A 13,051-nucleotide genomic window follows, 5' to 3' on the forward strand; every position below is an offset into this window, starting at 1 on the left:
TACAAGATATTTTAGAACCTGAAAGCTCAGCTTATTTTCCATTCATGTGACAACTGAAAGTGAGTTAGTATTTAACTTTACCGAAATAGTAATACTTTCAATAAACCTTCAATCATTTTGACAAAAAGAGAGCATAGATTAAATTCTTATTCATCCACATTGATAACCTTATGGTGCATCCGAGAAAACATGTCTAAATAAAAGTAACTGAATTTAGTCAGAGACTTTGGGATACGATGGTTTTTCCTAAAGGAGTCAATGTAGAAAGAAAAAGGATGATTCTAGAAATGCTTTTTCAAAGGTCACGTTATATCATCCTTTCAAATGACTCTTGGCTAACAAATATACAAATGTATTGTATGCAACAATCCATACATGAAAACGATAGCCCAGTTACAGTTTCGGTCAATCATTTAGCAAGTAACATATTTTATTAGAGTTTCGAGATTAATTAATTGAATTAATGTATAATTATAGTTAAGTTGTAAAAATGATTTGCTTGATTCCCTTGATCATAAAAAACAAAAAGGAGTGTGTTTTGTGGATTTTCTGTTTACTTTATTTGCTTTTATTTTCGTCGCAGTTATCTTATATCATATTGTCGAATTCTTAAAGGATCAATCTACGCCAGAAGTGTCAATACTTGCCACGCTAGTTGACAAACGAATGACAAGTAGCACGAATATTGCTGCAAACGGCTTTACGAATCAATCCATTACCTATTATCTTTTATTTGAAATCGCAAGTGGCGAAAGATTAGAATTTAAAGTAGGGTATGGAAAATACAAATTATACGTCATCGGAGATACTGGGGTATTGAGGTATCAAAGAAAAAGGTTTAATTCACTTGATAGGTAAAAATTTGTATGTATATAGTATGTGTTTATTCGTTTTCAATTTCAAAAAAAGTTGAACAGTCAATTAAAAAACTCCTATTCAAGTGTCTTATCATTTGAAATGATTTGAATTGTACGCTTTCAATGGAAAACGCAAGTATCATCGAGTAACACTTGAGAATTTCTCCTTACTGAGGTCGCATAATTGAAACCAAGACCGAGGAAAGTTTCCTACGAGGAACGGCTCAATTTAGTTCACTCATCCGTTCGAATGGAAGAAGTGATGAGCTACCTATAGTTTTAAATACTCATAAATAGAATAGTTTGCTTCACCAAAACCTCTTGGCTCATTGCTAAGAGGTTTTTTTGTTTTTACGTGGCTTCAAAATAATTCCAAGAAGGAAAAATCGTTCTTGGTTTTTCACAAACATTTTCTCATTCAAGTAACAAATATAGAACTTGAAATGCAAAAAGTGTTACTTGTGAGGTACATCCGACGCACCTTACAATGAACATGTAAAATAAGAAAGAATGAATGGAGTTGAACGTTTGTGAAAAAAATGAAGGCTGCGTTGATGTATGGACCAGGAGATATTCGCTATGAACAAGTAGAGCGACCCTGCTGTCCAGAAGGAGGTTTTCTATTGAAGGTTAAGGCAGTTGGTCTGTGCGGCTCTGATATTCGCAATTTGCTGACCGATTCAAAAGCGGGGCGCTACCCTCATATTTATGGACACGAAATCGTTGGTGAGATCGTCGAAATTGATGAAAATGTGACGAAGTATCAAAGAGGGCAGATGGTTTATGTATACCCTATGGCTCATTGCCTACGTTGCGAAAATTGTCGTAATGGGAAGCACGAATGTTGTACGGAAGCTGAAAGTTACACCGATCTTCAAGGCGGTTTTGCAGAGTATATAGCATATAGTGCAACAAGAGTAGAACGAGGAGCGATTTTTGAAGTGCCAGAAGGACGAGAGCCTATCGCGGCAACATTAGCTGAACCCTTATCCTCCACTTATGCATGCATGGAGAATATTCAGGTTTCGTTAGGCGATTCGGTCGTCATTATTGGTGCAGGTCCAATTGGGGTCTTTTTAGCGATTCTAGCAAGGATTCGCGGAGCAAGCAAGGTAATCGTGATTGATAAAAATGCTGACAGACTAGCTCTTATGGAAGCGTTTAATGTAGATCATAGGATCGATTCTTCCAAAGAAGATCCTGTAGAAAAGGTGAAAGAGTATACGAATGGACATGGCGCACATAAAGTGATTTCAGCTAATCCATCAATAGAAGCACAGCAACAAAGTATTTATATGGCTAAAAAATGTGGAATTGTCGTCTTTTTTGGTGGTGTAGCAAAGAATCAATTAACGCCTATAGATACGAATGCAGTTCATTATAACAATCTCTGGATTTATGGTCATTATGGTGCAAATAGTATTCAAGTCGAAAAATCTTTCCATTTATCCTTATCTGATCAGTTTCCTGCTGAAAAAATTATTTCTCATGTTTTGCCTTTAGCTGACATCAATCAGGCCATCGAATTGACGAGAGAAGGGAAGGCGTTAAAAGTCGTTTTACTACCAGAAGAAGAGTATAAAATTCATTCTTTATTGAAATCTCAAAAATAGAGTAAGGAAAGGAGGAGAAAGAAAATGAATAAAAAAATTGAGATCTATATTGCTTGTGGTAGTGGGATCGCCACGTCCACGGTTGTTCAAGAGAAAGTCAAACAAATCTTAGCTCAGAGCAACATTCAGGCTTCCATCACCAAAGGGAATATTAATCAAATTCCCTCAAAAGCAGAAACAGTGGATTTAATCTTGGTGACTACTCGATATGTCAAGCCAGTAAAAGTACCGATTCTTCCTGTTTTCAGTTTGATATCGGGAATCAACGAAGAGCAGACCGCGCAGAAAATCGTTGAAGAGTGCCATCGAATTATTAAAGGGGGATAAAAATGGAAGCTGTATTATCAGTTATTCAAAACATCATGGATATGGGGGCATCGGTTATGCTACCCGTTGTCATTTTTATTTTAAGCTGTGTCTTTAGGATGAAAATTGGCAAAGCACTTAAAACTGGGCTTTTAGTCGGCATCGGCTTTCAAGGGTTGGGGCTTGTTGTAGGACTCCTGGGTACTTCCTTGCAACCAGCCATCGATTATTATCAGGAAATGGGATCAGGATATACCACGATGGATGTTGGCTGGGCTGCTGTGGGAGCGGCGTCGTGGTCAGTACCTTTTGCAGCGATTGCTATTTTGATGATCGTAGGATTAAATGTATTGTTTATTCTTTTGAAATGGACAACGGTTATGAATGTCGACATTTGGAACTATATTCATTTTTTGATTCCTGGAGCATTAGCGTATGCCTTGTTTGATAGTTTTTGGCTAGGTTTGACTGTTACGGTTGGCTTATCAATTGTCACTTTATTCGTGGCTCAGTGGTTTGCTCCTAGATGGGAGGCGTATTACGGACTGGAAGGCACGACTTGTACGACATTTTCATTTATTACTTTCGCTTATCCTTTTGGACTATTAGTAAATAAACTGATTGATTTGATTCCTGGTCTTAACAAAATCGATATCAGTTTGGAAAAAGTCGAAAGTAAAATTGGTTTTTTTGGAGATCCAGCAGTTATCGGTTTGTTGGTTGGAACTTTTCTAGGCGTATTGACACGCCAAGAATTTACGGTAGCGATTTCTATGGGGGTTGGAGTTTCAGCGGTGCTAGTACTGATACCCAAAATGGTCTCTGTTATGATGGAAGGCTTGACTGCGATCGGGGAAGCTGCCAAAGAATTTATGAAGAAACATATTGGCGAAGGGAAAAAATTATATATCGGCATGGACATTGCTCTTGGTCTTGGAGATCCGACAGCGATCACAACGACAGTGATTCTGATTCCGATAGCAATATTCTTAGCATTTATTATCCCTGGTATGCATTATTTTCCAGTTGGTGTTTTAACAGTAATCGTATATATGATTCCACTACTAGCATTAGCATCAAATGGCAATCTTTTTCGAACGCTTGTCACTGGCTTTTTCTTCTTAGTTATCGTTCTAATTGGAACAAACACCTTTGCACCTGAAGCAACCGAAATGATGAATGCGACCGGTGTACCTGTGGAAGGGGTTGTGACAGATAGTTTCTGGGGCTACAATTTAGCAAATATTATAATCAGCTTATTTCATCGAATCGTTGGGTAATTGACCAAATGAATAAACGAATTGTTGACAAAATAAATGGCTTAGTGGGAGAGAAATAGTGTATGAAATTTAAAGCAATCGAATTGAATGAGCGCTCCAATATAGAAGTGATTAAACAATGCGGACTTGAACTGCTAAACGAAGGGCTCGTCGGGAATAGTTTTATCGAGTCTTGTATCGAACGCGAACATCATTTTCCTACTGGTCTGCCAGTTGACCCGCCAGTTGCGATTCCGCATACCTTCGATCTCTCTGTGAAAGAATCTTCTGTCTGTTACGCAAGACTAAAAAAGCCTGTGACTTTTAAACAGATGGATACGCAAGTAGATGACTTAGCAGTCGAACATGTATTTTGCATGGCACTAAAAGATGAGCATACCTATATTGAATTTCTTCAAAAATTGATTTTAAGCATCCAATCTCGAAATTTTATTGTTCAATTAAGCAAGTGTGAACCTGAAAAACTTGTTGATTTTCTAAGAGAGAATTTGTCTATTCATTAAGGAGGAGTGCTGTGAGGAAAATTACTGCTGAAATCATCTATCTCCTACTATATAACAAAATAACGAAAATTAGATTGGAGCAACTTTATAAAAACTTGAATCTCTCGCCAAAGAAATTCACGAGTGAAATCAAAGTCTTGAACTCGTTTCTAAATACTCACGATATGCCGCAAGTGAAAATTGAAAGCGGATACTTACAGGTTCCTGATGAACTAGATTTGTCAGAAGCTTATCAGCTTGTTTTAGAATTGTCCCCTTACGACTATTCCTTGAATCCTGATGAAAGACGCACATTACTTCTGATCAATTTATTGATAACAGAAGATGTTCTTACGATGGATCATTTTGCTGATTTGTTTTACGTCAGTCGATTAACAATCATCCGCGATATCAATACGTTGAAAAAACAAGAAGTGATCATGAGTAAATATATCGAAACGCTTAGGGGCGAAGGGGTTATCCTTAAGATGAATCAATCGGAGAAAAGAGAGTATTTGTTTACATTGTTTTTAGAAAATATAGACGCAAAAGGATACATCAATTATGTCGGGATGCAAATCCTTCGGGCATTTGACGGGTCAATGGAGTATTTAGACTTTCTGGGATTCATTTTTAACGAGTTAAAGTATGCAGAAAAGTATCAGCAGTTTGATCTTTTCGTCTATATTTTTATCGTTATCAATATGCCCCGCAAAGAACAAGGTGAATCTCCCAAATTTGTCGTTATGTCGGAAAACCTGAGCATACTCATCGATCAAATTGAAAAAAGATTTGATCGAACGATCTCTTTCGAAGACAAACAGGCAATAGCAGAATTTTGTCATTTGAAAAAGCGAAAAAATGTGAAGGATGCTGAATTGTATAATTTGGTCATCTATTTTCTGAATAAAATTGATGAAGATTTAGGGACGACTCTAAAGTACGAATTTGACTTAATTTCTGATCTATACAATCACTTACAAATTATTGAAGAAGAGAACATTATTTTGGATATTGAAAATATCGGTCTTTTGCGGCATCAGTTTATGGATATTATCGTAGCTGTAAGGGCTAATAGTGGTGTCATTGAAAACTACCTGTCCCGATCCTTCAATGAATCATTTATTACTACGATCGCTATTCATATCGCAACTGCCTTAACCCGACAAGAATATAAGATGAGCAAAATCGATATCTGGATCGTGTGTGAAAATTTATCGATAGCGAAAATGATTGCTATGAAAATTAGTCGATACAAGCAGTTCAAAATTATGAATGTGCTAACACTTGCTACTTATCGTAAGATGTGCTTCCGTCAAAAAGCCAATCGTTTAATCTTAACTGCTGATCCTTTGCCTTTTTTGGAAGAGGATGTTTTAAGGATAACACCTTTTGTGACTCAAGAAGATATCCAAAATATAGTAAAGACGGTTGACCGTTTGTTTACGATTAATGAAGAAGAGACTGAAGAAAAATTTGATCAATTTGTCCAACAACCACAAAGAAAATTGCATGATTACTTGTTAAATTCGCATGTTATCAGAATCGACCAAAAATGTTCTTGGGAGCATTCTTTACGCTTAGCAGGGAAAGTGTTGACACAAAACGAGTGTATTGAGCAGAGCTATGTAGAAGAAGTCGTTGAAAATGTGAAACAAAATGGACCTTATATCGTAATAAGTGAAGGTGTTGCTTTAGCTCATGCGAACAATCGGGGAAATGTCCACCGTAGCACGATTAGCCTCTTGACGAATAAACAAAAAATCTCTTACGGATCTGAGGATTATTTTCAAGTGACTTATGTTTTCTTCGTCGCTCTTGTAAGAAGTGAAGAATATTTAGAAATTGTTGAAGATATTATGTTTCTTGGGAAATATGGATTAATTGAAAAATATTTACGTTTTAGACAGGAGGAAGCCGATGGATTATTTAGAAGAAAGGAAATTCATATGTAAGATTGCCAAATCTTTATTTGACAGGAAGCTAACGGATGCTGCTGGTGGCAATATCTCTATAAAAGTTTCAGAAGATCATTTCTTGATGACACCTACTTTGGCATCTGTTCAGTATCTTTGGGAATTAGAGGCAGCGCAAATTCTTTTGGTAGATAAGAAACTATCCCTCATCGAAGGTACTGGTCGCTTGACCAGGGAAATCAATATGCATATGAGTTTTTATCACTCAGATCCACGGATCAAAGCAGTGATTCATGCTCATCCATTAAATTTGATGGTTTACAGTTGTATAGGGACTGATATGCCCATCGTCTGTGAAAACCTTCGTCTCGGACCGGATGCGATCCGTTGTTTGGATTATGCACCTGCAACAACTGAAAAGTTAGCACACTTGGTTGGTGACTACTCTCAAAACATGGTGACAAATGAAGAAAAACTACCTTATGGAATGTTATTGCGAGAACATGGGGTAATTGTTGGAGCCACTAATTTGGCTTTTGCAAATGATTATCTGGAAAGACTAGAAACAAATGCTTATGTGCATTTACATTCGCAAGCGCTTCTCCAGCAGGGCTATGAATATTATACTGACAAAACAAACGTTACCTATGAATCCCATGAATGAAGATTGGAGGAGAGTGGATGAGGGCTGGTTTCTTAATTGGACTGAATGAATTTGAGATTCGAGAAATGGATGTTCCACAATGCCATCAGAATGAAGTGATTGTAAAAGTAGAAGCTTCAGGAATCTGTGGGTCAGATATCCACAAAATGAGTAAAGGCTGGAAATACAAGTTACCCATGATCATGGGGCACGAGATGGCTGGGACTATTGTAAAAGTTGGTCGTTCTGTTCATCATTTAAAAAAAGACGATCGGGTCGCTGTTGTCCCGTTTATTCCTTGTCGTAACTGTGCATACTGTGCTATCGGGAAGTATCAATTATGTACGGACTATATCATGATGGGATCGCAACGGTTTGGGGGATTTGCAGAGTACGTCTCCGTGCCAGCGAGCAATATCGTGAAAATAGGGACTAAGTTGTCTTTTGAAGAAGCGGCCATGATTGAGCCTCTTGCTGTCTCAGCGCATGGTGTTTATGGAATCGAACCTAAAGTGGGCGATGTCGTTGCAGTTTTTGGGTTAGGAACGATTGGATTGCTGACGATCCAATGGTTAAAAATTGCGGGTGTGAAAACGATCATTGGCATTGATATTCAATCAGAGAAACTGGAACAAGCAATAGATTTAGGTGTCACCGATACGATTAATCCTAGTCTTCAAGATCTTGAAACAGAGATCTCCCGAATAACGGATGGTTTAGGCGTGGATATTGCAATGGAATGTGCAGGTACTAAAATAACCGAAGAGCAATGTCTCTTAGTGACAAAAAAAGGCGGGAAAATTGGATTTCAAGGGATCGCTTATTCTGATGTTTTGATTAGACAACGGGCATTTGAAAAAATCTTTCGCAGTGAATTAACCATTAAGGGTTTTTGGAATAGTTATTCTGCGCCTTTCCCAGGTAAAGAATGGTTTGATTCAATCACCTTTTTAGAAAGCGGACGCTTGAGTGTCAGTCATATGATTTCCCATCGCTTTCCATTAGAGGATCTTCAAAGAGCATTTGATTTAGCGGTAAATAGAAGTGAAAGCTTTAATAAAATAATGATCATGCTCTAAAAAAACATTTGAGTACAATATAAACCGATTGTTTTCAAAACCATATTTATTCAGTAAGTTTTAACAAGCTGTATGGATATGGTTTTTTTGATTTGCTACTCTGATTACAGAGGTTGCTCCTTCTAAAACCTGTCCCACTCAAAGACATCGTTGCATTTTCAGAAATGAAACGGTAAACTAGTTGAAAAGATTGGAGGAATGAATCAATGTTAGCTACGAATTTTGGGAAATATACATACAAAAATCCGTTTATGAACGCCTCAGGAGTCCATTGTATGACGATCGAGGAATTAGATGAATTAGCGGCATCAGCAGCTGGGGCATTTGTCACGAAGAGTGCAACGCTAGAAGCACGTGCGGGAAATCCAGAACCACGTTATACCGATTTACCGTTAGGAAGCATCAATTCGATGGGATTACCAAATCTAGGGGTGGACTACTACTTAGACTATGCTATCAAAAAACAGCAGGAAATGACCCAGCAAGCGCCCTTCTTTTTCTCTGTCGCTGGTATGAGCGTGGCTGAAAACATTGAGTTATTGAAGAAAATCCAAGAAAGTGATTTTGACGGAATCACAGAGTTAAATCTTTCTTGTCCAAACGTGCCAGGAAAACCCCAAGTTGCCTATGATTTTCCTTTGACCGATCAAATTTTGGAAACAGTCTTTGGTTTTTTCACAAAACCTTTAGGTGTCAAATTGCCGCCATACTTTGATTTGGCTCACTTTGATGAGATGGCTAAGATATTGAACAAGTATCCGTTAACTTATATCAATTCAATCAATAGTATTGGGAATGCTTTATTTATCGATCCTGCTACTGACTCAGTAGTCATCAAACCAAAAGATGGGTTTGGCGGTTTGGGAGGCGAATATGTGAAACCAACGGCATTAGCCAATGTGCGGGCTTTCTATACACGTCTCAAGCCAGAAATCAAAATTATCGGGACTGGTGGGATTCGTAATGGTCAAGATGCGTATGAACATTTGTTATGTGGCGCTTCTATGTTGCAGATCGGCACAGAGCTGCAAAAAGAAGGACCGGTGATCTTTGAACGATTGACGAAAGAATTAGCAGCGATCATGAAAGAAAAAGGGTATCAATCAATCAGTGAGTTCCAGGGGAAATTAAAAACGATTGATTAAGAACGACTTTGAATGCTTTACTATCCGCTTCTTTTTATAGAAGAAAGGTGGTTTTTAATGGAGAAGTTTCGTAAAACAACGGAGGATGATCTGGTTGAGTTGATGGCGCTTTTTGAAGAAGGCATTGCTTTTTTAAAAGCTCAAGGATCCCCACAATGGCAAAATGGCTATGGCCCAAAAGAAACTCAAATCAAAGAAGATATTGCAAAAGGTGAAAGCTATGTGTTAGTGAAAGATGGGAAAATCGCAGCGTCTGCGGCACTGGTTTCTGGTGAAGATCCTGTCTACAACGCAATTACCGGCGCAGGGTGGGATGGAAACGGTCCATATCTATCCATTCATCGCGTCGTTGTCAGTTCTCATTTTAAAGGGCAAAAGTTAAGCGCCAAATTGCTGCAAGCTCTTGAAGTGGTTGCATTAGAGCAAGGAATCGTTGATTTACGTATCGATACGTATAAAGCTAATATTGGTATGCAAAAGAATATTCAAGCAGCTGGCTATCAATACAAAGGAGAGGTAACATTCCCTTTTCCGAACGGAGAGCGATTGGCTTTTCAAAAACGTTTGACCGCAAGCTAAGCATTCTATTCCATTAGTGTCACTTGGCTGAATTAATGGAATAGTTGTGTCAAAGTGAATTTTTGGTATGAAAATGCGGATAATGGTTGTCAGAATCCTTTCGGCTTGCTAAGATAAGCACGTAAAGGACGGTGCCAAATGAAGAAAAGAATCAAAAAGAAAAAAGCTTATAAAAAATATATCCATGATATTTTTGCGGGTTATGAAGAAATGCTTGAGAATCCAGCGATCAATGAGAAGAAGTTTTCTTATCTGAAAGAAGAAACAACCTTAAAACGAGACGATCAAAATCAGATCCGTTTTCGTACGATCGATATTGATTAAACTACCTATTTTGGGTAGTTTTTTTGTTTATCTCGACTTAGTTGAAAATATTTCAGAAAAAAGCTTGCTCTTTCATTCTTAGAATGATAAAGTATTCAACGTTGGCAATTGAGCCAGCGGGTCAAAAGAGCGTTTGAAAAAACTTCAAAAAAGACTTGACCAAAAATGAAACAGATGATATTATAACGAAGTCGCAATAATAAAATAGTTAATCGATGTTGATACATCAACAAAATTAATTAAAAAAAGTTGTTGACAAATAACAAATCATTTGTTATTCTAATGAAGTCGCTGAGACAGCCGCTGCGAAGTTGAAAAACAACGAGCGAAAAAAACTTTTTAAAAAAGAGTTGACAATCAAACGTCGCTCTGATATGATATAAAAGTTGCTAACAAAGCACTGTAGACCTTTGAAAACTGAACAAAGCAAGCAAACGAACCAATGTGTAGGACGTTTCAATTTATTGAAACAAATACATGCAAGCAATAGCTAGCAAAGTTAATTTTTATGAGCTTAATGACCGTATGGTCATTCAAACAAATCATTATGAGAGTTTGATCCTGGCTCAGGACGAACGCTGGCGGCGTGCCTAATACATGCAAGTCGAACGCTTTTTCTTTCACCGGAGCTTGCTCCACCGAAAGAAAAAGAGTGGCGAACGGGTGAGTAACACGTGGGTAACCTGCCCATCAGAAGGGGATAACACTTGGAAACAGGTGCTAATACCGTATAACACTATTTTCCGCATGGAAGAAAGTTGAAAGGCGCTTTTGCGTCACTGATGGATGGACCCGCGGTGCATTAGCTAGTTGGTGAGGTAACGGCTCACCAAGGCAACGATGCATAGCCGACCTGAGAGGGTGATCGGCCACACTGGGACTGAGACACGGCCCAGACTCCTACGGGAGGCAGCAGTAGGGAATCTTCGGCAATGGACGAAAGTCTGACCGAGCAACGCCGCGTGAGTGAAGAAGGTTTTCGGATCGTAAAACTCTGTTGTTAGAGAAGAACAAGGATGAGAGTAAAACGTTCATCCCTTGACGGTATCTAACCAGAAAGCCACGGCTAACTACGTGCCAGCAGCCGCGGTAATACGTAGGTGGCAAGCGTTGTCCGGATTTATTGGGCGTAAAGCGAGCGCAGGCGGTTTCTTAAGTCTGATGTGAAAGCCCCCGGCTCAACCGGGGAGGGTCATTGGAAACTGGGAGACTTGAGTGCAGAAGAGGAGAGTGGAATTCCATGTGTAGCGGTGAAATGCGTAGATATATGGAGGAACACCAGTGGCGAAGGCGGCTCTCTGGTCTGTAACTGACGCTGAGGCTCGAAAGCGTGGGGAGCGAACAGGATTAGATACCCTGGTAGTCCACGCCGTAAACGATGAGTGCTAAGTGTTGGAGGGTTTCCGCCCTTCAGTGCTGCAGCAAACGCATTAAGCACTCCGCCTGGGGAGTACGACCGCAAGGTTGAAACTCAAAGGAATTGACGGGGGCCCGCACAAGCGGTGGAGCATGTGGTTTAATTCGAAGCAACGCGAAGAACCTTACCAGGTCTTGACATCCTTTGACCACTCTAGAGATAGAGCTTCCCCTTCGGGGGCAAAGTGACAGGTGGTGCATGGTTGTCGTCAGCTCGTGTCGTGAGATGTTGGGTTAAGTCCCGCAACGAGCGCAACCCTTATTGTTAGTTGCCATCATTTAGTTGGGTACTCTAGCGAGACTGCCGGTGACAAACCGGAGGAAGGTGGGGATGACGTCAAATCATCATGCCCCTTATGACCTGGGCTACACACGTGCTACAATGGGAAGTACAACGAGTTGCGAAGTCGCGAGGCTAAGCTAATCTCTTAAAGCTTCTCTCAGTTCGGATTGTAGGCTGCAACTCGCCTACATGAAGCCGGAATCGCTAGTAATCGCGGATCAGCACGCCGCGGTGAATACGTTCCCGGGCCTTGTACACACCGCCCGTCACACCACGAGAGTTTGTAACACCCGAAGTCGGTGAGGTAACCTTTTTGGAGCCAGCCGCCTAAGGTGGGATAGATGATTGGGGTGAAGTCGTAACAAGGTAGCCGTATCGGAAGGTGCGGCTGGATCACCTCCTTTCTAAGGAATATTTCGGAAGACTACACATCGTTTGCCTTTGTTCAGTTTTGAGAGGTCTACTCTCAAACAAATTTGTTCATTGAAAACTGGATATCGAAGAAAAAATCAAAACAAGTAACACACACCGAGTTGAAATGTTAAAAGAGTTTTTTAATAAGTTCAACGCTTATTTTCTTGAGCAACCTTCTATCGCTAGAAGAAGTACTCAAAACCGACCGTAAGGTCAAAGGTTAAGTGAATAAGGGCGCACGGTGGATGCCTTGGCACTAGGAGCCGATGAAGGACGGGACTAACACCGATATGCTTTGGGGAGCTGTAAGTAAGCTATGATCCAGAGATTTCCGAATGGGGAAACCCAGCATCTTTTATAGGATGTTACGTCTGCGTGAATACATAGCGCAGTCGAGGTAGACGCAGAGAACTGAAACATCTAAGTACCTGCAGGAAGAGAAAGAAAATTCGATTCCCTGAGTAGCGGCGAGCGAAACGGGAAAAGCCCAAACCAACAAGCTTGCTTGTTGGGGTTGTAGGACTCCGATATGGTAGTCTATTCAGATAGTCGAAATACTTGGAAAAGTATGTCAAAGAGGGTAAAAACCCCGTAGGCGAAATTTGGATAACACCTAGGAGGATCCTGAGTACGGCGGAACACGAGGAATTCCGTCGGAATCCGGGAGGACCATCTCCCAAGGCTAAATACTCCCTAGTGACCGATAGTGAACCA

11 protein-coding genes and 2 rRNA genes (1 of these 13 running past the window's edge) are annotated in these 13,051 nt (G+C 39.8%); all 13 read left to right on the forward strand.

The window, feature by feature from the left end; translation table 11 throughout:
- The first annotated feature begins 540 nt into the window (after positions 1-540).
- Positions 541-858, forward strand: coding sequence for a DUF2500 domain-containing protein (locus IGK85_RS07245; protein WP_005236239.1), 318 nt, complete (start codon positions 541-543; stop codon positions 856-858).
- Positions 859-1,396: 538 nt separating this feature from the next.
- Positions 1,397-2,470 carry an alcohol dehydrogenase catalytic domain-containing protein gene (locus tag IGK85_RS07250; protein ID WP_035007158.1) on the forward strand — a complete coding sequence of 358 codons (1,074 nt, stop codon included), beginning with the start codon at positions 1,397-1,399 and terminating at the stop codon, positions 2,468-2,470.
- A gap of 24 nt (positions 2,471-2,494) precedes the next feature.
- The gene (locus tag IGK85_RS07255) at positions 2,495-2,797 is read left to right on the forward strand and encodes a PTS sugar transporter subunit IIB (protein ID WP_005236235.1); all 303 of its coding nucleotides are present in this window, start codon (positions 2,495-2,497) and stop codon (positions 2,795-2,797) included.
- A gap of 2 nt (positions 2,798-2,799) precedes the next feature.
- Complete coding sequence (locus IGK85_RS07260; RefSeq protein ID WP_005236230.1) at positions 2,800-4,056, forward strand: PTS transporter subunit IIC; 1,257 nt, start codon at positions 2,800-2,802, stop codon at positions 4,054-4,056.
- A gap of 62 nt (positions 4,057-4,118) precedes the next feature.
- The gene (locus IGK85_RS07265) at positions 4,119-4,559 is read left to right on the forward strand and encodes a PTS sugar transporter subunit IIA (protein ID WP_008381342.1); all 441 of its coding nucleotides are present in this window, start codon (positions 4,119-4,121) and stop codon (positions 4,557-4,559) included.
- Positions 4,560-4,894: 335 nt separating this feature from the next.
- Entirely contained in the window at positions 4,895-6,493 is a 1,599-nt protein-coding gene (locus IGK85_RS07270) for a PTS sugar transporter subunit IIA (RefSeq protein WP_223347087.1), read from the forward strand.
- Positions 6,459-7,118, forward strand: coding sequence for a class II aldolase/adducin family protein (locus IGK85_RS07275; protein ID WP_008381340.1), 660 nt, complete (start codon positions 6,459-6,461; stop codon positions 7,116-7,118). Before IGK85_RS07270 ends, IGK85_RS07275 begins: the two co-directional genes overlap by 35 nt.
- 17 nt (positions 7,119-7,135) lie before the next feature.
- Complete coding sequence (locus IGK85_RS07280; protein ID WP_008381339.1) at positions 7,136-8,176, forward strand: galactitol-1-phosphate 5-dehydrogenase; 1,041 nt, start codon at positions 7,136-7,138, stop codon at positions 8,174-8,176.
- Positions 8,177-8,382: 206 nt separating this feature from the next.
- Positions 8,383-9,321, forward strand: coding sequence for a dihydroorotate oxidase (locus IGK85_RS07285; protein ID WP_008381338.1), 939 nt, complete (start codon positions 8,383-8,385; stop codon positions 9,319-9,321).
- Positions 9,322-9,378: 57 nt separating this feature from the next.
- Positions 9,379-9,900, forward strand: a complete 522-nt coding sequence (locus tag IGK85_RS07290) for a GNAT family N-acetyltransferase (RefSeq protein WP_008381336.1) — start codon at positions 9,379-9,381, stop codon at positions 9,898-9,900.
- Between the two features lie 138 nt (positions 9,901-10,038).
- Positions 10,039-10,224, forward strand: a complete 186-nt coding sequence (locus tag IGK85_RS07295; protein WP_005236216.1) for a hypothetical protein — start codon at positions 10,039-10,041, stop codon at positions 10,222-10,224.
- Between the two features lie 543 nt (positions 10,225-10,767).
- Positions 10,768-12,327 (forward strand): 16S ribosomal RNA (locus IGK85_RS07300).
- Between the two features lie 228 nt (positions 12,328-12,555).
- A 23S ribosomal RNA gene (locus tag IGK85_RS07305) occupies positions 12,556-13,051 on the forward strand; it runs 2,419 nt beyond the window's last position.
- The 16S and 23S rRNA genes sit together here, the layout of an rRNA operon.

The sequence above is a fragment of the Enterococcus sp. AZ015 genome, assembly GCF_050499225.1.
Classification (GTDB): domain Bacteria; phylum Bacillota; class Bacilli; order Lactobacillales; family Enterococcaceae; genus Enterococcus_D; species Enterococcus_D entomosocium.